Source organism: Wolbachia endosymbiont (group A) of Opomyza germinationis, from assembly GCF_964264765.1.
GTDB classification, from domain to species: domain Bacteria; phylum Pseudomonadota; class Alphaproteobacteria; order Rickettsiales; family Anaplasmataceae; genus Wolbachia; species Wolbachia pipientis.
On sequence record NZ_OZ183482.1, the window covers coordinates 1,196,529 to 1,219,850 of the forward strand.

22 protein-coding genes, 1 tRNA gene and 1 pseudogene are annotated in these 23,322 nt (G+C 36.3%); 12 read left to right on the plus strand and 12 right to left on the minus strand.

Annotated features, from left to right (window positions below; translation table 11 throughout):
• Positions 1–5 precede the first annotated feature (5 nt).
• Genes ACFEL3_RS05940 through ACFEL3_RS05950 form a run of 3 tightly spaced genes read right to left on the minus strand, consistent with a single transcriptional unit; the run spans position 6 to position 5,274 of the window.
• Positions 6–2,570, minus strand: coding sequence for a type IV secretion system protein (locus tag ACFEL3_RS05940; RefSeq protein ID WP_265017987.1), 2,565 nt, complete (start codon positions 2,568–2,570; stop codon positions 6–8).
• Positions 2,563–4,968, minus strand: coding sequence for a VirB4 family type IV secretion/conjugal transfer ATPase (locus ACFEL3_RS05945; RefSeq protein ID WP_010962886.1), 2,406 nt, complete (start codon positions 4,966–4,968; stop codon positions 2,563–2,565). Before ACFEL3_RS05945 ends, ACFEL3_RS05940 begins: the two co-directional genes overlap by 8 nt.
• Before the next feature lie 9 nt (positions 4,969–4,977).
• A complete protein-coding gene (locus ACFEL3_RS05950; protein WP_007548615.1) occupies positions 4,978–5,274 on the minus strand; it encodes a type IV secretion system protein VirB3 in 297 nt (98 codons plus the stop codon).
• 108 nt (positions 5,275–5,382) lie between these two features.
• Between ACFEL3_RS05950 and ACFEL3_RS05955 the strand changes: the two genes are divergently transcribed.
• Positions 5,383–6,918 carry a lysine--tRNA ligase gene (locus ACFEL3_RS05955; RefSeq protein WP_010082403.1) on the plus strand — a complete coding sequence of 512 codons (1,536 nt, stop codon included), beginning with the start codon at positions 5,383–5,385 and terminating at the stop codon, positions 6,916–6,918.
• Positions 6,919–7,649: 731 nt separating this feature from the next.
• Here the strand turns inward: ACFEL3_RS05955 and ACFEL3_RS05965 are convergent.
• Together ACFEL3_RS05965 and alaS are read right to left on the minus strand one after the other, a co-directional pair.
• On the minus strand, positions 7,650–7,793 hold the full coding sequence (locus ACFEL3_RS05965) for a hypothetical protein (RefSeq protein ID WP_153801319.1): 144 nt from the start codon (positions 7,791–7,793) through the stop codon (positions 7,650–7,652).
• A gap of 186 nt (positions 7,794–7,979) precedes the next feature.
• Complete coding sequence (alaS, locus tag ACFEL3_RS05970) at positions 7,980–10,613, minus strand: alanine--tRNA ligase (protein WP_265039583.1); 2,634 nt, start codon at positions 10,611–10,613, stop codon at positions 7,980–7,982.
• Positions 10,614–10,778: 165 nt separating this feature from the next.
• On the opposite strand from alaS, the gene ACFEL3_RS05975 reads away from it, so the two are divergent.
• The 7 genes from ACFEL3_RS05975 to gpmI all read left to right on the plus strand — a co-directional run bounded on the left by ACFEL3_RS05975 (position 10,779) and on the right by gpmI (position 16,850).
• Entirely contained in the window at positions 10,779–11,222 is a 444-nt protein-coding gene (locus ACFEL3_RS05975) for a PAS domain-containing protein (RefSeq protein ID WP_010962890.1), read from the plus strand.
• A gap of 98 nt (positions 11,223–11,320) precedes the next feature.
• Positions 11,321–11,527 carry a 50S ribosomal protein L35 gene (rpmI, locus tag ACFEL3_RS05980; RefSeq protein WP_007548610.1) on the plus strand — a complete coding sequence of 69 codons (207 nt, stop codon included), beginning with the start codon at positions 11,321–11,323 and terminating at the stop codon, positions 11,525–11,527.
• 20 nt (positions 11,528–11,547) lie between these two features.
• Complete coding sequence (rplT, locus tag ACFEL3_RS05985; RefSeq protein WP_006279340.1) at positions 11,548–11,913, plus strand: 50S ribosomal protein L20; 366 nt, start codon at positions 11,548–11,550, stop codon at positions 11,911–11,913.
• 12 nt (positions 11,914–11,925) lie between these two features.
• Entirely contained in the window at positions 11,926–12,825 is a 900-nt protein-coding gene (gene fmt / locus ACFEL3_RS05990) for a methionyl-tRNA formyltransferase (RefSeq protein WP_010962892.1), read from the plus strand.
• 80 nt (positions 12,826–12,905) lie between these two features.
• Positions 12,906–14,417 (plus strand): bifunctional phosphoribosylaminoimidazolecarboxamide formyltransferase/IMP cyclohydrolase, encoded by a 1,512-nt coding sequence (gene purH, locus ACFEL3_RS05995; protein WP_010082407.1) that lies wholly within the window; start codon positions 12,906–12,908, stop codon positions 14,415–14,417.
• Between the two features lie 807 nt (positions 14,418–15,224).
• A tRNA-Asn gene (locus ACFEL3_RS06000) sits at positions 15,225–15,296 on the plus strand.
• A gap of 33 nt (positions 15,297–15,329) precedes the next feature.
• A complete protein-coding gene (gene gpmI / locus ACFEL3_RS06005) occupies positions 15,330–16,850 on the plus strand; it encodes a 2,3-bisphosphoglycerate-independent phosphoglycerate mutase (RefSeq protein WP_010082408.1) in 1,521 nt (506 codons plus the stop codon).
• A gap of 39 nt (positions 16,851–16,889) precedes the next feature.
• Here gpmI and fabD read toward each other — a convergent pair whose 3' ends face one another.
• Positions 16,890–17,870, minus strand: a complete 981-nt coding sequence (gene fabD, locus ACFEL3_RS06010; RefSeq protein WP_038199165.1) for an ACP S-malonyltransferase — start codon at positions 17,868–17,870, stop codon at positions 16,890–16,892.
• A gap of 128 nt (positions 17,871–17,998) precedes the next feature.
• On the opposite strand from fabD, the gene rpmE reads away from it, so the two are divergent.
• The 3 genes from rpmE to ACFEL3_RS06025 all read left to right on the plus strand — a co-directional run bounded on the left by rpmE (position 17,999) and on the right by ACFEL3_RS06025 (position 20,474).
• On the plus strand, positions 17,999–18,202 hold the full coding sequence (gene rpmE, locus ACFEL3_RS06015) for a 50S ribosomal protein L31 (protein WP_007548602.1): 204 nt from the start codon (positions 17,999–18,001) through the stop codon (positions 18,200–18,202).
• Between the two features lie 38 nt (positions 18,203–18,240).
• A complete protein-coding gene (locus ACFEL3_RS06020; RefSeq protein ID WP_070356930.1) occupies positions 18,241–19,035 on the plus strand; it encodes an NAD kinase in 795 nt (264 codons plus the stop codon).
• An 83-nt stretch (positions 19,036–19,118) separates the two neighbouring features.
• Complete coding sequence (locus ACFEL3_RS06025; RefSeq protein ID WP_070356931.1) at positions 19,119–20,474, plus strand: hypothetical protein; 1,356 nt, start codon at positions 19,119–19,121, stop codon at positions 20,472–20,474.
• 240 nt (positions 20,475–20,714) lie between these two features.
• Here ACFEL3_RS06025 and ACFEL3_RS06030 read toward each other — a convergent pair whose 3' ends face one another.
• The 6 genes and pseudogenes from ACFEL3_RS06030 to ACFEL3_RS06055 form a co-directional block, all read right to left on the minus strand.
• Positions 20,715–20,879, minus strand: a complete 165-nt coding sequence (locus ACFEL3_RS06030; RefSeq protein WP_080717620.1) for an IS3 family transposase — start codon at positions 20,877–20,879, stop codon at positions 20,715–20,717.
• A complete protein-coding gene (locus ACFEL3_RS06035; RefSeq protein ID WP_375316743.1) occupies positions 20,869–21,003 on the minus strand; it encodes a hypothetical protein in 135 nt (44 codons plus the stop codon). The genes ACFEL3_RS06030 and ACFEL3_RS06035 overlap by 11 nt, the downstream gene beginning before the upstream one ends.
• Positions 21,004–21,117: 114 nt before the next feature.
• A complete protein-coding gene (locus tag ACFEL3_RS06040) occupies positions 21,118–21,459 on the minus strand; it encodes an IS3 family transposase (protein ID WP_081420820.1) in 342 nt (113 codons plus the stop codon).
• A gap of 51 nt (positions 21,460–21,510) precedes the next feature.
• The gene (locus ACFEL3_RS06045; RefSeq protein WP_010082386.1) at positions 21,511–21,774 is read right to left on the minus strand and encodes a transposase; all 264 of its coding nucleotides are present in this window, start codon (positions 21,772–21,774) and stop codon (positions 21,511–21,513) included.
• A 72-nt stretch (positions 21,775–21,846) separates the two neighbouring features.
• Positions 21,847–22,491: pseudogene (locus ACFEL3_RS06050) on the minus strand (IS630 family transposase); the annotation flags it as partial.
• A 106-nt stretch (positions 22,492–22,597) separates the two neighbouring features.
• A complete protein-coding gene (locus ACFEL3_RS06055) occupies positions 22,598–22,816 on the minus strand; it encodes a transposase (protein WP_375316784.1) in 219 nt (72 codons plus the stop codon).
• On the opposite strand from ACFEL3_RS06055, the gene ACFEL3_RS06060 reads away from it, so the two are divergent.
• Complete coding sequence (locus ACFEL3_RS06060; protein ID WP_156768666.1) at positions 22,712–23,011, plus strand: hypothetical protein; 300 nt, start codon at positions 22,712–22,714, stop codon at positions 23,009–23,011. The two genes, ACFEL3_RS06055 and ACFEL3_RS06060, sit on opposite strands and share 105 nt — an antisense overlap.
• Positions 23,012–23,322 lie beyond the last annotated feature (311 nt).

Below are 23,322 nucleotides of genomic sequence, written 5' to 3' on the forward strand. Positions count from 1 at the left end.
CCAACTCATTCAGTGCTTTTGTTAACACTCTCGGAGCTACTAGAACCAGAACCTCGAGATTTACTCTTGTCTCCACCACTCAACTTCTTAGCAGCAGCACCAGCAACTCCAGCAACACCCCCAGCAGCAGCTTTGGCAGCAGATAAAGCTTTGCCCACTATTTGTCCAGGTGTCTGACCTGAGCCAAGTGCTGCTCTATGGTTACCAGCAAGTTCAGCAGCCATGCCAGGAAGAATGTTTAAAAAGTGGTAAAAGAGGAATAATACTAAACACAATTTTAATAATTCTCCGATGAGAGAGCTGCCAAACTCCATGTATGTAAAGTCGAATAGACCAAGTATGCTGCTCTTTTTAAAGCTATAATTTTGCATCATACATGCAAGAGTAGTTTCATTTTTATCACATTCCCCATCTTTCAATTTAAACCACTGTTTTTTCTTACTATATGAGATTTCTGCTTGTTTCTTTTCATATGACTTGTCCGGTTGTTCATTTTTATATGACTCGTCCAGTTCAAAATTTAAATTTTTAAAATAGATTTTATCACATGCTATGAACATAAAGGACAAAAACGCAAAAAGGATAACCGGGTATAAGCTATAGGTAATCAACTCTTTCACCCAGCCTTCAAAATATCCTTTGGTGTGTTGGAATAAAACCATAGGAATGAACAAAGGTGATAAAATGATGATTACACTTAAAGCAACTAGAGATAAAATAAATACATAGCACAGCCACAAAATAACCATCATCATCAGAACGGCCATAAATATACAGACAAGAGCTACTAAAATTTGTCCACCAGCAAAAATAATACCGATTACCGAACCTGCAACTAATAAGACAGGAGCAGCACCAAGCAAGACTGCTAACGTTGCAACACCTCCAGTACCAATTTTGCCACCAATTCCATCTAAAGGGGCACCTAAATAAAATAAAATTCTACAATCAAGCCTATCCCAAGGTGCAAGATAACTGTAAGATACCCTCTTTCCTGCACGAGTATATTCATAATCTGTACCTGCTTTATAATTACATATGCCTTTACTTTCAGATGATGCTTTTAGCACTATCTCTGACAAACCATTTGAGAGACGAGTTAATTCTCCATAATAATGAGACATGGTACTGCCTGTTGTGAAGTAAATCACTAAAGCGAATTTTATGATCAACATATACATTTCTTGAGGCCTCTGAACTCCACCAGACATGGCTTTTATAGAGAACAGTATTAAAGCTAAAACTAAAACAGCAGTTACAGTGTTTTTCAGCCTTTTCTGTGCTACAGATATAAAACTCTCACCATTTGGTGCACCTTTACCTGCAACTAAATTATCTAACGATTCCTTAATGCATTGCACTATCATAGAAGTTACGGGAATAGGAGCTAATGATTTACTCCCTGCCTGGTTATAACAAGCTTCAGAAACATACGAGCTAAAACAGCCAGCATTATCATAACCTACAAAAATTTTCCCCCCTTGTCCGTTGAGTCTTTTTTCTTTAGATCTGATAATAGTTTTATAGTCATCATTATTACCAATAGGAACTTTTTCCTCTCCTGTACCATCTTTATTTTTGAATATCATCACAGATTTTTCACACATAGGAGCAAGTGGGTCAGGTGGCAATTCCGTGCACCCCATATCAACCCCTTGCGGCCAAGGAGTCATTTCGATACCAAGCATGCTAACACTGGCTAACTCCACACATAATCTGCCCGTTTTTCTCACTGCTTTGAATGTAGCTCCATGTATGGGTTCGCTCTGTCCTGCTTTGAGAACTCTACATTCCAGACCACCATCAACCTTCGAGGACCATGACCCATCTACGTATCCAGTGTCTTTCTCCCTGACATCAAAGTCTATGTATCCAGGTTTTCCTCTGGAATTAAAGTCTACCTTATTAAAAAGATTACCAAAAGTTAAAGGGTTTCGATGACATACTTCTATATATTCACTGTATTGCACACCATTTTTTGGCCAGTAATAACTCTCTGTACTCTCCTGAACGTTAGAATTTAAGGCTTCTTTTTCTGCTCTTTTCCCGTCATAATCTTTTTTGTTCACGTCTTCCCGAGCTTTATTTTGCAAACAAGAAAAATATTCCTCTTCTGTTTGGTAATTTTCATTGGTGCAGCCACTATAACCTGTGTCTTCTAATTTAAAATTTTTGTATTTTCCATCATGATCACGTGCAACTGGGTGTTTAACAAAACTATGTTCACAAACAACAAGCCCTCCTATCGCTTTCCAGACTCCAACAATTGCAGCTATCATTCCAACAATAACAAGAGCGGTAAACAAACCAGCAGAAGAAACGATCAAAACAATGCCAGTAAATATTGCGCCAACAGCAATCGCTATTCCAGCAAGTGCTGCAGCTGTTTTAAACGCTCTACAATCAGGATTAGAGGCACGACTAAAACTGCCAGTGGAATTAAATCTGCTAACAAATTCTGTCTTGTCAGTACCACTTACTCCATCTGCAAGCACTGGATATGAGAGTAAAAAGTCTATATTTAGTAAAAATATCGCAATTAATAGCAATGACAGCTTAGTCTTAAACATTTTTTACCTTCTGATAAAATATAGGCAACCATACTTTTGGGTTGTCCCCAACTTCATTTAATATATCGTGTAACAATAGAACACTTTCTGCACGTCCGGATAATACGTTGATTATATCATCCAGGCCTTTTAAGTCTATTCTAGCTACTACAGCATTGACTCCTTGTTTCACCAAAAAGAATCTAGTACTCGGATCTGTGTGCTTAATTAATATATATTCACGTTCAGTTAACATAAAAACATCCCGATAGACACTAGTAGCTTTCAGATTTGGTAAAAAAATCTGTGTCGCTGTTTGTTGTACAAGCGTATCGCTAATAGTACTTTTACTTGCATCCTCAACACTCTGAGTAGCAAAAATCACAAAAGCATTTAGTTTTCTCAGTACCTTCAACCAGTCTTTTATCTTGGGTGCAAAAACTGGATTATCTATTAACGCCCATGCCTCATCAAGAACGATAATAGATGGAGTGCCATCAAGAGATATACTAATCCTATGAAATAAATAAATCAAGACCGGTCCAAGAGCAACAGGATCTTTGAGCAAGCTAGCCATCTCAAAACCAAATACTCTTGCTCGTGAAAAATCTAGCAAATCTTCTTTATTGTCAAATATTGCAGCATGAGAACCATTATCATGCCACATAGATATTGCCCCAGCTAGAGTATCAGGACCTGCAAGCCCTAAAAACGGTACGAGGTTTCTCAAGAATCTGTCTTCTTTTCTTAATTTAAAATTTCCTTCAATTGCATCATTAATTCGTGCAATATCTTCTGAAGTAAATTTATCATTATATACCGAAATTAAAGACTTTATCCACTCCATTAAAAATGTTCTATTATCAGAGGTATCATCAAGTTGTAAAGGATTAAAATTTGTTTTAGTTCTTGGTTCTATTACAGTATAGATACCACTAAGTGCTCTTAAGAAAATCTCTGCACCGCGATCTTTATCAAAAAAGAATATCCTTGGAGAAAACTTCATCGCTTGGGCACACAGGAAATTCATTAAAACAGTTTTACCAGCACCAGTTGGGCCAATTATCATAGTGTGTCCAACATCCCTTATATGAAAGTTGAAAAAAAATGGAGTACCAGATGTCGTGTCAAAAACTGTAACGGCATCTCCCCAGTGGTTATTGAATTTATTACCAGTAGGATAATTATGTTGAGATGCAAATCCAGCCAAATTAAGACTACTTATTGTAGCTTTTCTCACTATATAATCGAAATTACCAGGAATTTGCGCCCAAAATGCTGGTTCAAGGTTAACTCTCTCACGTATAGGGTAAACACCGCAATTAGAAAGCTCTGATTCTACCAACGACAGAGCGTTATCCAATGATTTAGGACTTTTTTCTATACATAAAATAGTCAGGTGATGTTGACCAAACGCAATCTTACCACTCATTGCGTCATCAAGCGCTTGAGAAATTTCTGCTATTTGAGAAATAGCTTTATCTGCAGACTGTATCATTCGATTTTGCTGTATCTGCATTTTTCCAATCGCCATTTGCCTGTTTATAAATTGAAAAGATTGCGTAATTATAAACTCGTAAGGAAGTTGTAAAAACGAATCAAGCATTCCTGCAGAAGTATGATTTCCATATTCTTTGATACTAATTATTCCAGCATATTTACTCTCATTATGAGTCACAACCTGTATCATCTTACGGCCAAAGAATAACCTATGTACTGGTAAGTACCTTGATATTTCAGTTCTTAGCGGAAAAAGCGTATTTGTAACGAATCCACAATTTACGATTCTAGATAGAAACTCCATTATTTCGCAGAACAAACCATCTGGAGTTTCTTTTACTCCAAGAATTTTAGGCGAATAATTTCTAAGGCTTGTCACTACACGATTTGTCGTTTCCTCTAAATCTTCATACGTGGCACGTATATCACTTTCCCAAGCATGTTTTGAAGTTACATGTCCGAATTTTTTTAGTAGATGTGACAAAAATTCTACTCCTTTTGTGTCCGCTCTACGGATAATCGTAATGTATAGGTCATTAATAAATGATTGCCTTGTTGCGTGTTTTTCTCTCCATTTTAGATTTACGTGATTAGCGAAAAAATTCGGCAAACCTTGACTTGCAAATTCATCAGAAAAAATATTTTTCTTACGTCTGATAGTATGAAAATACAAACTAAATGCCGGAGATGAAATGCTTCTTAGCATCTGATTCCTGATGTTGTTCTGTATGACTAAATCCTCGTCATCGGCAGTTTCAAATGCAAAACCACTTAATTTTATAACCTTAACCAACCAATTTTCTTTTGTCATCAAGGTTGTGCTATTCCAATAGCAAGAATAAGGAATAAATTCAGCAGCGTGAACTTCCCTGTTCAGAGTAGATTTATTCTTTGATTGAATAGCCCTAAACCTCAGCATCACACAACGTTAAGCAATATCATAAGAATTGGCTCCATGGTAAAAACGATTTAAACATTTCGAGCACTTTCCCAATTTTACCATAAATAATTCAATAAACAACGGTTCTTTTGCAGAAGCTATATAACCAAGTCCATGTATACCTGGTAACATTAAGAGAATCACTCTTAAATCATTTGAATTAATGAAAATTAGCATGCAAATCAGGACGTTTAATATTGCAAACATATAACTCACACCAAAGAGCATTGCAGGTCTTGTAAGACCTTTAAATAATTGATCTGTTTGTATACTACCTGTGGACATATCTTTAACCTTCTAATAATAGCTCTAACACTAATACTATATCATTATATTAAAAATCCATTGAAACTAGTAGCACTTTAAGTTAAGATACATTATTTAATCCCGATAATGACAAATTGGCCATTTCAAGAAGCAGAAAAAATATTGCAAGAGTTTCCTAATAAAAAAGAAATAATATTTGAAACTGGTTATGGACCCTCTGGTTTACCCCACATAGGAACCTTTGGAGAGGTTTTCCGCACTACAGTTATTGTAAATGCATTAAAAAAAATAGCTCCTGGTATAAAAACCAAAATCATTGCAGTTTCAGATGATATGGATGGTTTGCGAAAAATACCAGATAATGTGCCAAATCAAGAGATGCTAAGAGAGCACTTAAATAAACCATTGACTATGATACCTGATCCATTTGGCACTCATCAGAGTTATGGTCATCATATGAATTCATTGTTGTGTAAATTTCTTGATATGTTTGAATTTGAATACGAGTTCAGGAGTGCAACAGAGTGTTATAAATCTGGCGTTTACGATGAAAAACTTTTACTCTTACTGAAAAATTATGATAAAGTGATGGACGTAATGCTTCCATCATTTCGGGAAGAAAGACAGCAGACTTATAGTCCATTCTTGCCAATATGCCCAAAAACTTCTCAAGTTTTACAAGTTCCAGTAATTGAAACAAATACAGAGAAAGGAACAATCACATATGAAGACCCAAACGGGGAAAAAATAGAAGTTCCAGTGACAAAAGGAAAATGTAAACTGCAATGGAAACCTGATTGGGGAATGAGGTGGGCCGCATTTGGAGTAAATTACGAAGCTCACGGAAAAGATTTAACTCCATCTGCTGTGCTTTCAAGTCAAATATGTGAAATACTTGGAGAAAAGCCACCACTTCTGTTTTGCTACGAGCTTTTCCTTGATAAAGAAGGAAAGAAAATATCAAAATCAAAAGGAAATGGCATTTCAATTGAAGAGTGGCTAACTTACGCACCAACAGAGAGCTTAGCATTGTACATTTTTCAGAGTCCTAAAAAAGCTAAACGTTTATATTTTGATGTGATACCAAAATCAACTGATGAATATTTAGAATTTGTAAAGCGTTATCATGAGAACAAAGAAAAGGATATAAATAATCCTGCTTGGCACATTCACCAGGGCAATGTTCCCAGTATAGAAACTTCAGGCATAAATTTCTCACTACTTTTAAACCTAGCAGCAGCTTGTAATGCTGAAAACAAAGAGATCCTATGGGGTTTTATATCCTCTTATGCACCAAACGTTACACCAGAAAATAATAAAATGCTTGATAGACTTTCAGACTTTGCAGTAAAGTATTATCACGATTTTATCAAGCCAACAAAATCATATAAAACTCCAAATGAAAAAGAAAAAGCAGCGTTACTAGATTTGAAGGACACTTTACATTCTCTATCTACAACTGCTACTGCTGAAGAAATTCAATCTCAGGTATTTTCTATTGGAAAAAAATATGATTACACCAACTTACGTGACTGGTTTCAGCTATTATATGAAACGTTACTTGGCCAAAAAACCGGTCCAAGAATGGGATCTTTCATAAAGCTTTACGGAATAGGTAATACGATTTCTCTCATAGAAAGCGCTACTAAATGTATACTTTAGAGTTTACCTCCTTTCATTTGAGCTCTTTAGTTTTAATAAGAATTCCTTGACAAACTCCGCTAGCCCCCTTATCATGAAACTGAAGCTATTGTATTTGCTTTCGCCAATCTGCAGATTAAAAGGTAAGGATTACTTAATGTATCGGCGTCTTATGTTCAATTTTTTGCAGTATATAGATACTGTATGTCTTTACAAAACTTCATCTACATCTAGATTTTTATCTAAATAAGCTGAACGCGCTTATAAAGCGTTACAAGACATCAAAAAATGCCAATACTCGACAGAGATAGTAAAAGACTAGCTAACTCGGGGATTCTTTGTCTTTTTTTCTGCTTAGTAAATTTCTTAAACGTTTGCAGCGTAAGTTAGTTGCAATTAAAAGCAGCTGAATTTCGCTTGTCAAGCGTTTAAAACATAAAAAACGCCAATATTTTAAAGCGGATAATAACCACGGGGCTTCTTTTGCCTTTTTTTTCATTTGGTAAATTTCTTAATGTTTGTGGCTGAACGACAACCGTCATCCCGCTACTTGTTAGCGGGATCTCTTGTTAGCGGCTGAGATACCGCGAATGAATCGCGGTATGACGGTTCGCGGCGGCATGAAGATAAGGTTTATACCTTGTCATCCCAGTGCTTGACACTGGGATCCAGCTTTCTTTATAAATTCACCAAAAGTGCTTCATTCTATAACGCAAAACCCATACTCACCAAATCCAATGCATTACTTGCAATTAAGTTTCCTGGATCCCAGTGTCTGGGCACTGGGATGACACCATCATAAAGGAATCAGTGTCAGCTACTTTCATGACACCATTCTTTTTCCTGGATCCAAGTAGTCGAGCTACTTGGATGACAGCTAGCCTGACAACCGTCATCCCGCTACCTGTTAGCGGGATCTATGCTAAGAGATACCGCGAATGAATCGCGGTATGACGGTTTGCAACGGTATGACGGTTCGCGGCGGCATAGTAATTCGTCATCCCGCTGCTTGTTAGCGGGATCTCTTGTTAGCGGCTAAGAGATACCGCGAATGAATCGCGGTATGACGGTGTAGACGATGGTTAAGTATCCCACTGCTTGTTAGCGCCGCGGCGGTATGACGGTTCGTGGTGGTATGACGTAGAGTGCTTAGAAGCTGTTATTTTGCTATAAATGGCTGTAATGGCATCATCTATTTTATTGCTATCACAGCCTGTTTGTGCAAGTTCAGCATTCCCACCACAGTTCTTTTTAACTGCTATGGATATTAGTTCTTTTGCGCTAATCTTATTGATTAAGTCTTTACTTACTTTAATAATCAAGACTGTTTTATCTTTTTCTGTTGCCGTAAAAGCTATTACCGTTTTTGGTTTTTGTTGCTGCAAAACAAACTCTCTTATTACATTTGCTGGAATATCAGTGAAAGTGTGGCTTATAAAATTTATTCCATTTATTTCGGTGCTTTTTATATTCTCTGCACTCACAAGCTTTTTATATAGGTTTTTTATTTTGGTTTCGGATTTTTTGTGTTCTTGACTTAAAATACTTAATCTGCTTGTTATTTCACTCACTGGCGCTTTTACGAATTCTGCAACTTTTTTTAAGTTAATTTCATTATCACGTACATAATTGATTGCTTCCTGACCAGTTAAAGCTTCAATTCTCCTCACTCCAAAAGCAACAGAACTCTCTGTTACTATCTTAAACAAACCAATTTCTCCAGTATGTTCAACGTGTGTGCCACCACACAGTTCCCTTGAATCTCCAATCTTCACTACTCTTACTTGGTTGCCATATTTTTCACCGAATAACGCCATAGCTCCTTCGTCTATTGCCTGATTCATGCTTTGAATTTTTGTAGATGCGGAAAGATTTTCTCTGATTAGAGAGTTTACCATATCCTCTACCCAAAACAACTGATCTTGAGTCATTTGAGTGTTATGGCTGAAGTCGAATCTCAGTCTATCTGGTGCAACTAGGGAACCTTTTTGAGTGACATGATCACCTAGAATTTTTCTGAGTGTAAAGTGCAGAAGATGTGTAGCTGAATGATTTCTTCTTAAGGTTTGCCTTCTTTCCTTGTCAATGCTTGCTGCAACTGTGTTACCTTTACAAATTGAACCGAACTTAACTATGCATCTGTGCAAATATAGGTCATTAACCTTATTGGTATTCTCGACTATAATAATACTTCTATCAGATTTGATCAGACTGCCAGTATCTCCCACTTGTCCACCTGACTCGCCATAAAAAGGTGTTTTATCAAGTATAATGGTTATCTTTTCTCCCTCCTTTGCAGAATCAATTACTTCATTTTTAGAGGAAACTATAGCTAGTATTTTCGCATCACTTACTTCATTGAACTCATAACCAACAAATTTTGTTTTGCCAAATTTATTGATCAAATCAAACCATACTTGCTCAACAGATTTTTCACCAGATCCAGCCCATTTAGCACGTGCTCTCTCTTTTTGTTCTCCCATTGCATCATCAAAACCCTTCTGGTCAAAATTTATTTTTTTCTCTTTTAAAATATCAAGTGTAATATCCAAAGGAAATCCGTAGGTGTCATATAGCTTAAACGCTGATTCTCCAGGCAAAGTATCGCCCGATTTTAAATCTGTAGTGAATTTCTCCAGGAGATTGATACCTTTCATCAAAGTGTCTTTAAAGTTTTCTTCCTCTGATTTTAACGTCGTTTCTATTAAGCTTTTAGCTCTGACTAATTCAGCTCCCATATAAGCCGAACTCGTGCTATCTATCAACACTGGAAAAATACGATGGAGTAGGGAATCATTATATCCAAGCAGGTGAATATAACGTGTGGCTCTCCTAATTAATCTGCGTAATACGTAATTCCTGCCCTCATTTCCAGGAAGCACTCCTTCTGCGATGAGAAATGCAGCCGCGCGAAGATGATCTGCTATGATCTTATGCGCTATTTTATTTTCCGTTCTTCCACAGTACTCTTGTGATTTACTTATCAGAGCAGAAAATAGATCAATATCATAGTTATCATGGACGTTTTGCATAACAGCCGCTATTCTTTCAAGGCCCATTCCAGTATCGATGCATTTTTTTGGCAATTTGTGTAAATTACCTTCTTCATCTTTGTTAAACTCCATGAATACCAGATTCCAGATTTCAACAATTCTATCGCCCTCTTGTAAATTAGGACTCCCATGGTCATAAAAAATTTCAGAACATGGACCGCACGGACCAGTGCTTCCCATACTCCAAAAGTTATCATCCGTTGTAATTCTTATGATTTTATCACTTGAAAAGCCACTTATCTTACGCCAAATCTCGTACGCCTCATCATCAGTATGGTAGACGGTTATGGATAGTCTGTTTTTATCAAGAGATAACTCTTTAGTGATAAATTCCCACGCAAATTCTATCGCAGTTTCCTTAAAGTAATCACCGAAGCTAAAATTTCCGAGCATTTCAAAAAATGTGTGATGCCGAGTTGTATAGCCAACATTTTCCAGATCATTGTGTTTACCGCCTGCTCTTAGGCACTTTTGACTTGAGACAGCACGTTTCATTTCAGTTTTTTGAGCACCAGTAAAAATATTTTTAAACTGCACCATACCAGCATTTGTGAACATGAGCGTTGGGTCATGTTCTGGAATCAAAGGAGAAGAAGAAACCTGCTCGTGGTCATTATTTACAAAAAATTTTATAAATCTTTCTCTGATTTCGTTTAGCTTCATCGTTTTTATTGAGGTTATCTATAAATAATAAGTTGTAATGGAAATAAAATCAATACCACTCTCTAGATCTCAGAACTTCTAGTGACATGCACCTTGTGGTAAGAAAAAATCAATATATTCACGATAAATTTACCTCATATCTGTGTTTTATATGTGGAAATTGGAATGGAAATTTATGTAGGCAAAGAAAAAAGAATAGCAAATGTGGTGACTCAACACTGGAATGACATAAAAGGATCAGACAGAGATTGGCCAGAAAGGCATGAAATAGACACTGCAGAAATAATGGAATCATGGCAGCATTGTTTTGTCATTGAAGTCAAGGATCAAGGTTATATTTGTGAAAATGCAGGAGAAAAGGCTGTTGAATTCTATGGTTTTGAGAAAAAGACGCGCATTGATAATAAGTATGCAATTGATGCACCATTTTTGCGACTATATAAAATAGATGCAGTTATTGATAAACTTGATACTGTAATAGAGAGTAAATGCCCGATCAATGAAGAGGAAGAAAGTGAAAGTGTTAAAATGAGGCAAGTATTGTTGCCACTTGGGAATAAAGAAGGTATAACACACATATTGGGCGTAATTACTTTTAAACTCCTTTAATATACAATTTTAATTTGATTCTTTAATAAAATTATTTATACTAATGCTTAATTACTATTAAAGAACTCAATAGTAGTGCTTGTAAATTTATTTGGAATATGAAGAAAATAAAATTAAAAACCAAATCTTCTGTGAAAAAGCGCTTTCACCTTACAGCTAAGGGTAAAGTTATTTCTACTCAGTCAGGCAAAAGGCATGGCATGGTAAAGAGAAGTAAATCTAATATTCGTAATCAGCGCGGTACAACGATTCTTGGTAAATCTGACTCGCGTATAGTTAAGCTTCATATGCCTTACGGTATTTAACAAAATGGAGGTAAAATAAAATGGCTCGGGTAAAACGTGGAGTCACTACTCACGCTCGTCATAAAAAAATATTGAAACTGGCAAAGGGTTATAGAGGGCGTGCAAAAAGCTGTTATAGAATTGCATTACAAAGAGTTGAAAAAGCACTGCAATATGCTTACAGAGACAGAAGAACCCGTAAACGTGATTTCCGTAGCTTATGGATAATACGTATTAATGCAGCAGCAAGAGAGCATGGGCTTACTTATGGTAGGTTTATGCATGGTCTTACACTTGCCGGCATTGATTTAAATAGAAAAATTCTTGCTGAGATGGCAGTTAATTATAAGGATGATTTTGCCAAATTAGTAGAAACTGTAAGTGGTAAATTAGCGGAGAATTCTTAAAGCAAAAACACCATGAGAATTATTTTCATGGGATCACCAGGATTTGCTGTTAATTCTCTGAGCTTGTTACTGAAATCAAAGAGCGAAGTGGTGGCAGTATACACCAAGGCTCCAAAACCTTCGGGGCGTGGACAGAAGCCAACGAAATCTCCAGTACATGTTATCGCTGAAGAAAGTAACATAGAGGTATGTACTCCTATCTCTCTAAAGTTCTCGGCAGAGCAAGAAAAATTTAGAAATTTCAAGCCAGACGTTGCGGTTGTTGCCGCGTATGGATTGATACTTCCAAGAGAAATTTTGAATATTCCTAAATATGGTTGTATTAATATTCATCCTTCATTACTACCAAGGTGGCGTGGTGCAGCCCCGATACAGCACACAATTTTAGCAGGAGATCAAGAAACCGGGGTTAGCATTATGCAATTGGATGAAGGATTAGATTCCGGCACTATTTTAAAACAGGAAAAATTTCTTATCGAAAAGAACGATAATTACAAGACATTGCATGATAAATTATCTAAGCTAGGCAGTGATTTACTGCTGAAAGTGCTAAACGAAATTGAAAAACAGCTTCCCTTAAAACAGAACGATAACGATGCATGTTACGCTGACAAAGTGGAAGACTATAAAATTTATGCAAGTGATGCTTGTGAAGTTGCTTATAGAAAAGTTAAAGCGTTTTACCCAAAAGCATTCATTAAGATAGAAAATAAACGTATCAGGATACTTGATGCTGACTTTGAAGCTCTCGCTTCAGAACAAGGTAAGATTGTTAACGATAATATGCACATAAGTTTAAAAGGTGGCACTTTAATTCCTAAAGTTGTACAAATGGAAGGGAGAAATCCTTGCAGTATTGAAGATTTTATTCGTGGCTTGAAATCAAGCATGGTAAAAAAATTTATAGAATAGGCTGCTTTAAATTAGTGTAGAAATGTAATAGCTAAATTTCCTTTTCTTAGATATAATCTTAAAAAACTTTCCATATAAAAATGAAAATAAAAAGAGCTTTAATATCAGTATACGATAAAACGAATATAATTGATCTTGCATCGTTTTTAACGCAGCAACAAATAGAAATTCTTTCAACGGGCAATACTTATAAAGTGCTATCTAGTGCAGGAATAAAAACACAAGAGGTCTCAGATTACACACAATTTCCAGAGATACTGGGTGGTAGAGTAAAAACTTTACACCCTAAAATTCATGGAGGCATACTTTGCAATAGAGAAAAACACAAAACGGAAATACAAAATCTAGGTATTGAGCCAATAGAACTGCTTATAACTAACCTATACCCATTTTGGGAGACAGTAAGTAGCGGCTCAAATGAAGAGCAAATTATAGAACAAATTGATATCGGCGGAGTGGCGTTAATTAGAGCTGCAGCAAAAAACTTTCGTTTTACTTCAGTTATTTCTAGCATTCAAGACTATGAAGCACTGAAAGCTGAGATGATAGAAAATAACAATAAAACAACATTGGAATATAGAAAACACTTAGCAACCAAAGCATTTGCTCTCACTGCACACTACGATTCTAATATTCACAGTTGGTTTTTATCCCAGAGTAAAAATAATGAGTTACCAGAGTTTTTTGCTCTATACGGGCATAAAGTACAAGAACTCAGGTATGGTGAAAATCCCCATCAAAAAGCTGCATTTTATAGTAATCAATTTACAGAATATCCGTTGGAAAAACTACATGGAAAAGAGTTGAGTTATAATAATATAGTAGATATAGAATCCGCACTTAACATAACTTCTGAATTCGAAGAACCTGCAGCAGTGATAATCAAGCATAATAACCCATGTGGCGCTGCTATTGGTAATAATGCTTTGGAGGCATATGAAAAAGCTCTATCGTGCGATGAAGTAAGCAGTTTTGGTGGTATAGTTGCCTTAAACCGGGAGATAGATTTAAAGCTAGCAGAAAAATTAAACGAGATATTTTTGGAAGTAGTGATAGCACCATCGGTAAACAATGAGGCACTAAAAATTTTACAAAGAAAGAAAAATTTAAGAGTGATTATTCATAAATCTTTTCAACAAAATGTGAAATACCAAACTAAAAATGTTGTTGGTGGGTTTTTGGTGCAAGAAAATAATGACCACACAATAAAAGCAGAACAAGTAACAGAATGCACTGCAACAGACAAAGAAAAAAAAGATCTTATTTTTGCCTGGAAAATATGTAAGCATGTGAAATCCAACGCAATAGTTATAGCAAAAGATGGTTGTGCTATTGGCATCGGTGCAGGGCAAACAAGCAGAATAGATAGTGTGAACATTGCAGTGAAAAAAGCAGGTGAAAAATGTAAAGGTGCAGTGCTTGCTTCAGATGCATTTTTTCCATTCCCAGATAGCATAGTAGAAAGTGCAAAACATGAGATTACAGCTATAATTCAGCCCGGCGGCTCGCTGAAAGATCAAGATGTGATAAAAGCTGCAAATGAAAATAAAATTGCTATGTTTTTCACTGGCGTTCGCAGTTTTTTCCATTAGGCTTTGTGTCTTATCGTCATACCGCCACAAACCGTCATACCGCGATTCATTCGCGGTATCTCTCAACATAGATCCCGCTAGCGGGATGACAAATATACCGCCGCGGCGCTAACAAGAGATCCCGCTAACACGTAGCGGGATGACGAGCTTATCGTGCTGCCACGAACCGTCATGCCTCTGCGAACCGTCATACCGCGATTCATTCGCGGTATCTCAGCCGCTAACAAGCAGCGGGATGACGGTTGTCGTTTAGCTATAAATGTTTAAGAAATTTACTAAATGAAAAAAAAGGCAAAAGAAGCCCTGAGGTTATTATCCGCTTTAAAATATTGGCGTTTTTTATGTTTTAAACGCTTGACAAGCGAGATTCAGCCGCTTTTAATTGCAACTAACCTACGCTGCAAATGTTTAAGAAATTTACTAAGCAGAAAAAAAGACAAAGAATCCCCGAGTTAGCTAGTCTTTTACTATCTCTGTCGAGTATTGGCATTTTTTGATGTCTTGTAACGCTTTATAAGCGCGTTCAGCTTATTTAGATAAAAATCTAGATGTAGATGAAGTTTTGTAAAGACATACAGTATCTATATACTGCAAAAAATTGAACATAAGACGCCGATACATTAAGTAATCCTTACCTTTTAATCTGCAGATTGGCGAAAGCAAATACAATAGCTTCAGTCTCATGATAAGAGGGCTGGCGGAGTTTGTCAAGTAAGTTTTTTTGTTTCTATGGGTCAGTTGGACTTAAAGTCTACACAAAAAACGTTTACAACCAACGTTCAACATGGTAAATTAAAAACGGTTTATTCCTCGGTAGCTCAGTGGTAGAGCAGTTGGCTGTTAACCAATTGGTCGCTGGTTCGAATCCGGCCCGGGGAGCTCTTCTCTGTGAAATTCTAGTGTTGATTTTATATGAACATTAAATCAGTGGTTTTATGTATACTAGATGGCTGGGGAAATGGAATAGAGAATAATAAATACAACGCTATCAGCAACGCAAATCCACCCTGTTGGCAATATATTAGCTCTAATTATCCAAAATGCAGTTTATCCGCCTGTGGAGCTGATGTGGGGTTACCTGGTGGTCAAATAGGTAACTCAGAAGTTGGCCATATGAATATTGGCAGTGGTAGAGTGGTAATACAAAGCCTTCAGCGCATTAATCAAGAGATTGGAACAATAGAAAACAATGTAAATCTACAAAGTTTTATTAATGATCTAAAAAGTAAGAACGGAGTATGCCATATAATGGGATTGGTGTCCGATGGTGGTGTTCATTCGCATCAAAAGCATATTTCAACTTTAGCAAATAAAATATCACAGCATGGAATAAAAGTGGTGATACATGCATTTTTAGATGGCAGAGACACATTGCCAAATTCAGGAAAAAAATGCATTCAAGAATTTACAAAGAGTATAAAGGGAAATGACACAAGAATTGCTACTGTTTCTGGGCGTTACTATGCTATGGACCGTGACAACAGGTGGAAGAGAACAATCGAAGCTTATGAGGCTATCGCATTTGCAAAGGCACCTTGTCATGATAATGCAGTATCGTTGATTGAGAATAACTATCAAAATAACATAACTGATGAGTTTATCAGGCCCGCAGTAATAGGTGATTATCAAGGTATAAAACCAGAAGATGGAGTGCTGTTGGCTAACTTTCGTGCTGATCGAATGATACAATTAGCAAGTATTTTGCTTGGCAAAACAGATTACGCTAAGGTAGCAAAATTCTCTTCAATTTTAAGTATGATGAAGTATAAAGAAGATCTCAAAATTCCTTATATTTTTCCTCCTACTTCTTTCGCTGATACTCTAGGACAAACAATAGAAGACAATAAATTACGACAATTACGTATCGCCGAAACCGAGAAATACGCTCATGTGACTTTCTTTTTCAATTGTGGAAAAGAAGAACCTTTCTCTGGTGAAGAAAGAATACTCATTCCCTCACCAAAAGTTCAAACTTACGATTTGCAGCCCGAAATGTCAGCCTTCGAGCTCACAGAAAAGCTTGTAGAAAAAATTCACTCCCAAGAATTCGCACTGATAGTTGTAAATTACGCTAATCCTGATATGGTAGGGCATACAGGTAATATAAAAGCAGCCGAGAAAGCTGTGCTAGCTGTAGATGATTGTCTTGCGAAAGTGCTGAATGCTGTTAAAAAGTCAAGCAACACCGCATTAATTGTTACTGCAGACCATGGTAACGTGGAATGTATGTTCGATGAAGAAAATAATACACCTCATACAGCACACACTCTAAATAAAGTGCCATTTATTGTGTCTTGCGATAATCTAAAACTAAGAGACGGAAGGTTATCTGACATTGCCCCTACTATTTTACAGCTACTTGGAATTAAAAAACCAAACGAAATGACAGGCAGTTCGTTGATTTCTTGCATTACCCTCTGTCATTCCAGCTAGGCAGCGTTATGCACCGGAATGACATCAAATAGATGTGTTTTAACTTAATCCAACTTTTAAATTTTTCGCTGTTAGTACTAATGATTCATTAAAGAAGCTGTCAATATCACCAATACTATCTATATTTTTTGTACTGATAGATTGGTCAATTCTTTTGACCAAATTAGATAAAACTTTATTAGGGCCAATTTCAACAAATTTGTTAATGCCACGGCTTGACATATACAAAACCATTTCTCTCCATTTCACTCTGCTTACAACTTGCTTGGCGAGTAAAGTTTTTATAACTTTGGGATCACTCTCCTCTTTAGCTGTAACATTTGATATCAAAGGAACTATAGGACGGGTTATTTTAATACCCTTCAAAAACTCCAAAACTTTTTCATCAGCAGGTTTCATAAGAGATGAATGAAAAGGCCCACTAACCTGTAATTTAATTAGTTTCCTCACACTCGAGTTTTTGAATAAATCGGGTAACATTTCAAGAGCTTCTCTAGTGCCACTTATAACCACTTGTCCGCCACCGTTATCGTTTGCAATTTCACAAATTCCGTCAATTTGAACTGATTTCAATATATCTTCCACTTCATTTATCTCTGCTCCAAGCAACGCAACCATTCCGCCTTTACATTTCAGTGAAGCTTCATGCATTGCTTCGCTGCGAACTTTCAGCAGCTTGATTGCAGACTCAAGCGTTAACGCTCCTGCAGCACACAGCGCTGTATATTCGCCAACTGAATGCCCACAAACATATTTAACATTGTGATCAGTGAAAAGAGATTTGCCAAACACATGCTCCATAACACGTAGCATTGCAATTGATACTGCCATTATAGCTGGCTGAGCGTTTTCTGTAATGGTTAATTCTTCAATAGGACCGTTGAAGATTAAATGAGACAGCTTTCCATCCAATATGCTATCTACTTCATTAAATACTTGTCTTGCAACAGAAAACTCACTATATAAGCTCTTTCCCATTCCTACAAACTGAGAGCCCTGACCGGGGAAAGCAAAAATCATGATAGTTATTATTTATTCCTTATTAAATATACTACTTTATTTATTTTTTGTCAATATTTTAGAATAATGATTGACTTAGTGAATTAAGTTCACTAGAATATTAGCTGACTAAAAGTTTATAAACAACAATGAATTATCATAAAATTATTATAGTTATGACAGACGGTCAAGAGTTTGAAACTCGTTCCACTTATGGAAAGGAGGGAGATAGGGTAAAACTTGATAGAGATCCTCTTACTCACCCTGCATGGACTGGAAGTTTGACAAGCGGGTTAGCAAGTAAAACTAGCAAATTAGCTAAGTTTAACGATAAATATGGAAGCATTTTCTAATTCTCCTCCTCTTTAAGTTTTAGAGAGTTTACTGAAGCATGCATAAATACAAAAATATAGGCTATGTTGCTTCTCCATCACCAAAATCGCAGGAAGTATCTAAACTATTAAAGAAACTTAATTTTATCAATATAACAGAAGAAAATAAGTCCGAAATCGATCTATTGATAGTTGTTGGCGGTGATGGCTTTATGCTACGCACTTTGCACAATTACGTCATAGAAAATAAAAACATGCATGTGTATGGGATAAACACTGGCAATGTTGGGTTTTTGATGAATAAATGCTTTAGCTGCAGTGAAGATTTAATTGATCATATAGAGCATGCAACTTCAACTCAGTTAACTTTGCTAAAAATGGAAGCAACAGACACAAGTGGCAAGAGATATCATTACATAGCAGTAAACGAAGTATACGTTTTTAGAAAAGCGAACCAAATAGTAGAGATGAATATTACTATTAATGATAAGCTAAAAGTAGAAAAATTTAGAGGGGACGGAGTAATATTATCTACCCCCACAGGCAGCACTGCATACAACTTCTCTGCCGGTGGCCCAATCTTGCCGCTAAATTCAAATTTACTTGCACTCACTTCTATCAATAGCTATTACCCAAGGCATTGGAATGGAGCGTTAATATCAAACGATACAATCGTACAAATTGACATTAACGACACAAAAAACCGTCCAGCACTTGTAGTATCAGATTACAAGGAGTTTCATAATATATCACAGATAAAAATACAAAAAGACCACGAAAACACAATAACTTTGCTTTTTGACAAAGATTACCCTCTGAATGAAAGAATCTTTGATAGACAATTTCTATACTAATAATTATCCGTAAATTGGTATTTACTATATCTTAATAACTATAGCGTAATCAATGCAGCATAGTAATTAATTTTGGAGTGAATATGCCTGGACCAGTAAATGAAGAACAAACAGTAACATTAATTTCTTCCACATCAATAAGTGAAGATGGCGAGATAACACCAGGAATTTTACCAATACCAGCACTTAGGACAAGTACTCCGAAAAAAAATGATGAAAATACAGCTTTAGAAGCTTTGTTAGAGGAAGAATTTAAAGAGAAAAAAAACAGCAATGCTAATTCAAGAGATCCGTTAACTCTTGAGACTCAAGTATCACCTCCTTCCCTAGAAGAAACAAAAGGTGAAGAAACTCATGTTGACGTGCCACAAAATTCAACTCTAAGCAGATCCCCTTCTCAAGAGACAGTATTTGATGATCCTGATGATCTTGATAAAACATTAACACGGTTAAGCAGAGAATCAAGTAACAAACTTAGCAATGTACCTTCAACTTCTCCACCATCATATAAGACAGATGACTCTGAAGAGTCTTTGTCACTAAATTCTGATGTAGGTGGCACAACAAATAAAAAAACAAACAGATTCTTGCCAAGAGCAAAGTATTCCATGCAGCAGAAGGGCTTTATAATTTTTACTGCAAGTGCTATTATACTCAGTATATCTGCAGCTTTATTATATTTACAAGATAAAGCAAAATTTATTGCATTTTTTACAAACAGCCCAAAATATATCACTATACCAGTTATCGCACTTGCTGCATTGCTTGCAATTGGTCCAATATTTTTTGCAACAAGGCAATTTATAGATACTGAAGAACATTCCATTCAAAAAAAAGATGCGGATAAAATTTTAGCTGAGGTGTTGGAGCACCAGCCAAAAGATAAAGCTATAAAATCTGTAAGACTGGAATATAGCAATGGCACTCATTCAAATTTTGTACTTAATGCTTGGGAAGCTAAACAAGGCTTCACTAACATTGACGAAAAAGTAATTACTAGAACTAATAAAATAAAATCAGTAATTAACGACAGACCAATATTTACTGCATTATTTACTGGTGTAGTTGCTGCAAATATAGCGTTTCCTCTAGGGCTACTTGCAACACATGGTGTTAATGGTGTACAAAAATTTTACCAAAACCCTTTGACTAATAACATAGGATTATCATTACTTATAGGTTCTGGTATACTTGCATTATCAATTATATGTCTTGGCGTGCATTATTATAGAAAAACAAATTGCACTAACCTTATATATTCTGAAGAAGAGATTGATCCTAAAGATGTTAATGGGAAATTCATTGAGGAAATAAAACGAGAAAGAACAAATGTTCTTGGGGAAAATCACAGTAAAGACGCTAAACGCAGCAGCTTAACGCTTGAGCAAGTTGTGGTTCAATCTCATAATTGTAAGGATATTGTTTATAGTGTCGGTTAATAAAATGCATGATATAGCTAGTGCAGCCCTACGTCATACCGCTGCAGACCGTCATACCGCGATTCATTCGCGGTATCTCTAGATCCCGCTAACACGTAGCGGGATGACGATTGTCAGGGTAGCACCTCCCTCCCCTGTCATCCAAGTAGCTGACTGACCTTACCCAGAAAAAGTGGAGAGAAAGTTTGGAATGTTTTTCACAAAGAGAATGATGAATCAAAATGCTCAGGAATGCAATAGTTAATAGTGACGTTGTTTGTTATAAAAAATTTCTATATATTCAAATATAGCAGTTTTGATATGCTGTTTAGAGTGCCGAGAGGTGTCTATTGGTAACTCCCTTTTTAGAGAACTGAAGAAGCTTTCCACAACAGAATTGTCGTAACAACAACCTTTATAACTCATCTATGTTTTTTATGGATAAGAGATATTGATAACCTTGCGAAGTATATTGTGAACCTTGATCACTATGTAATAGTAGATTTTTGGCAGGTTTACGCTTGTTAACGGCCATTAATAAAGAGTCCATAACCAATTGTTTATTTATTGAACTGCTCATTAACTACCATGCGTGAATATAGATCGATTATTGTTGCCAAATATAGCCATCCTTCTTTGGTTTTTATATAAGTAATCCCATACTTTATTTGGTTGATCGACAATAAAGTTTTGGTCTAATATATTGGGAGCTACTGTCCGTTTGTTGTTTCTTAATTTTAAATTTTCTTCTCAATATAGCCTGAATACCATTTTTCTGCATAATACTTTGCACTGTTTTTAAGTTGCAACTTTTACCCAAAGCCTTCAATTCAGCATGAATTTTAGGAGCTCCATATCTACATTTAGAAACTTGATATATTTTTTGAATAGCTGCGAGTAGCTCTTTATTTGCTGATTCTCTACTGCTTATTTTTCTTGTGGTCCACTTATAGTAGCCACTAGCAGAAAATCCTACATAATTCCTGTACTTTATAGCAGTTACTATGCTCTTTTATAAAAAAATATTTTACTCTTTTTGACTGGCCAGGGCTTTTTTTTAAATGTCTCTTTCCCTTGTTACTCTTGCTAACTCTCTTTGTAAATCAAACCTCTCTTTGTCGTAAGGAGCCATGTTACCTCTACCTGGAAATGCATCTGCTGCCGACTTTTTTTCGTTGTGTTTCTTTATCCATTTTCCTAATAAACCACCCTTTATTCCTAAATCCTTTGCTATTTTTGTAATTGTTTGACCTGCCTTTCTTTGTTCATTTGCCAGTTTAACAGCTTCCAATTTGAATTCTGCCGTATATTCTCTTGCCATTTCTAATCCTCCAAAATTTTATTTTACCCGAAAAAACTCCTTTCTTTCTCTCCACTTTTTCTGGGTAAGGTCAGTCTGTCCAGGTTCCAAGATCGGTGTCAAAAATTGCTCAAACCATCCATTAAAAACATCCATATTACAGTGGCCTTCAAAGGTTAACGGAACAACTATCTTTCTTCCACTTAAGGCTGCAACCATACTGATTCGTTGAGTTTTCTTTCCAGATTTTAAGGCATAAAACCGCTGTCCTTTCTGGCAATATCCGTAGTTCGGTGTTATCAATGCCAGACTCATCTATATACACTAAGTTTTTAGGTTCTTTTGTCGCTATAATTTTCAAAAATTCAGCACGTTTTTCTTCGTTTCTTTCCTTGTATCCATATGTCTTTTTTTGCGCGTAAATCCAATTTTTTTAAGGGCTCGATAGATCGTTTGGATACTAACGTTGTTCCAAAGTTTAGCCATTTCCGATAGAGTCTTTCCTCCGTGTTCTCTGGCAAATTTGGCAAAGGTATCCCAGTCGGTAATTTTGTGATTGTAACCCCCATTTCCAAGTTTTTTTGATTGAAAGTCTCCTGTTTCTTTTCTTCTTTGCTGCCACTCCCATAAAGTAGTTCGTCCAATCTTAAATCTTGCTGCCACTGTTTCTCTGCTTTCTCCTTCGTCTAGCGCTTCCATTGCTTTTTTTCTTAAATCATAACTATATGCTGCTGGCATTCAACCTCCTTATCATCATCTACCCTTATCCTATCACATCCGGACTTTTATGGAAAGAGCTATATTTTTATCAATTCTGCAATCATTTATCTTAATATTAAGTTTCTTAAACCTTCTTGATGCTTGTGAATAGCTGCAAATCTCTTCCTATTTGTTGCAAATACCCTTTTATAAACCCGACTGTTTGTCTTAAACCAATTCTAAAGAAACTGACGATTATATGCACCAAAATCACAACTTTATCACTATAAATATAGTTGCCGCCCTGCATTTTTGGACAATTCTCGTACCAATTTTCTATGGCGTCATTGATATAACAAAAAATGCTTCCTCTTTCTTGGAGAAATTTGTTATATTCATGGCAGTTACTGACTCTCATTTTTTGTGGCATATTTTTTCTTCAACAGTTAAATGGCTATTTATAATGAATTTTGTCAGTAACTGCCAGTTCTTTTCACTTGAGCGATGCAACAAAGCCCACTGGGATCCAGGAAAGTTTGCTTGTAAGCAAGCAAACTAGCATGGAAAGTTTATACTAAATGAATGTTTTTGATGAGGTTGCACAGAAGCTGGATCCCAGTGTCAAGCACTGGGATGACATCATCCTTTTTTGGATTCCAGACTGGAATGACAGCAGTCCTACGTCATACCGCCGCGGTATTTCCAGATCCCGCTAACACGTAGCGGGATGATGGTTGTCAGGGTGTTGTCCAAGTAGCCTCCTTCTTCTGTTATCCAAGTAGCCTCTTTCTTGTCATCCCAGTGCTCCTTTCTTGTCATCCCAGTGCCCAGACACTGGGATCCAGGAAACTTAACTTTACACCAGGTAAT

Excerpts from the sequence above, each read along its gene's own strand:
- ACFEL3_RS05940 (WP_265017987.1), bottom strand. The coding sequence starts at position 2,570 with ATGTTTAAGACTAAGCTGTCATTGCTATTAATTGCGATATTTTTACTA.
- ACFEL3_RS05945 (WP_010962886.1), bottom strand. The coding sequence starts at position 4,968 with ATGCTGAGGTTTAGGGCTATTCAATCAAAGAATAAATCTACTCTGAAC.
- ACFEL3_RS05950 (WP_007548615.1), bottom strand. The coding sequence starts at position 5,274 with ATGTCCACAGGTAGTATACAAACAGATCAATTATTTAAAGGTCTTACA.
- ACFEL3_RS05955 (WP_010082403.1), top strand. The coding sequence starts at position 5,383 with ATGACAAATTGGCCATTTCAAGAAGCAGAAAAAATATTGCAAGAGTTT.
- ACFEL3_RS05965 (WP_153801319.1), bottom strand. The coding sequence starts at position 7,793 with ATGACGGTTGTCAGGCTAGCTGTCATCCAAGTAGCTCGACTACTTGGA.
- alaS (WP_265039583.1), bottom strand. The coding sequence starts at position 10,613 with ATGAAGCTAAACGAAATCAGAGAAAGATTTATAAAATTTTTTGTAAAT.
- ACFEL3_RS05975 (WP_010962890.1), top strand. The coding sequence starts at position 10,779 with ATGGAAATTTATGTAGGCAAAGAAAAAAGAATAGCAAATGTGGTGACT.
- rpmI (WP_007548610.1), top strand. The coding sequence starts at position 11,321 with ATGAAGAAAATAAAATTAAAAACCAAATCTTCTGTGAAAAAGCGCTTT.
- rplT (WP_006279340.1), top strand. The coding sequence starts at position 11,548 with ATGGCTCGGGTAAAACGTGGAGTCACTACTCACGCTCGTCATAAAAAA.
- fmt (WP_010962892.1), top strand. The coding sequence starts at position 11,926 with ATGAGAATTATTTTCATGGGATCACCAGGATTTGCTGTTAATTCTCTG.
- purH (WP_010082407.1), top strand. The coding sequence starts at position 12,906 with ATGAAAATAAAAAGAGCTTTAATATCAGTATACGATAAAACGAATATA.
- gpmI (WP_010082408.1), top strand. The coding sequence starts at position 15,330 with ATGAACATTAAATCAGTGGTTTTATGTATACTAGATGGCTGGGGAAAT.
- fabD (WP_038199165.1), bottom strand. The coding sequence starts at position 17,870 with ATGATTTTTGCTTTCCCCGGTCAGGGCTCTCAGTTTGTAGGAATGGGA.
- rpmE (WP_007548602.1), top strand. The coding sequence starts at position 17,999 with ATGAATTATCATAAAATTATTATAGTTATGACAGACGGTCAAGAGTTT.
- ACFEL3_RS06020 (WP_070356930.1), top strand. The coding sequence starts at position 18,241 with ATGCATAAATACAAAAATATAGGCTATGTTGCTTCTCCATCACCAAAA.
- ACFEL3_RS06025 (WP_070356931.1), top strand. The coding sequence starts at position 19,119 with ATGCCTGGACCAGTAAATGAAGAACAAACAGTAACATTAATTTCTTCC.
- ACFEL3_RS06030 (WP_080717620.1), bottom strand. The coding sequence starts at position 20,879 with ATGAGTTATAAAGGTTGTTGTTACGACAATTCTGTTGTGGAAAGCTTC.
- ACFEL3_RS06035 (WP_375316743.1), bottom strand. The coding sequence starts at position 21,003 with ATGGACTCTTTATTAATGGCCGTTAACAAGCGTAAACCTGCCAAAAAT.
- ACFEL3_RS06045 (WP_010082386.1), bottom strand. The coding sequence starts at position 21,774 with ATGGCAAGAGAATATACGGCAGAATTCAAATTGGAAGCTGTTAAACTG.
- ACFEL3_RS06060 (WP_156768666.1), top strand. The coding sequence starts at position 22,712 with ATGCACCAAAATCACAACTTTATCACTATAAATATAGTTGCCGCCCTG.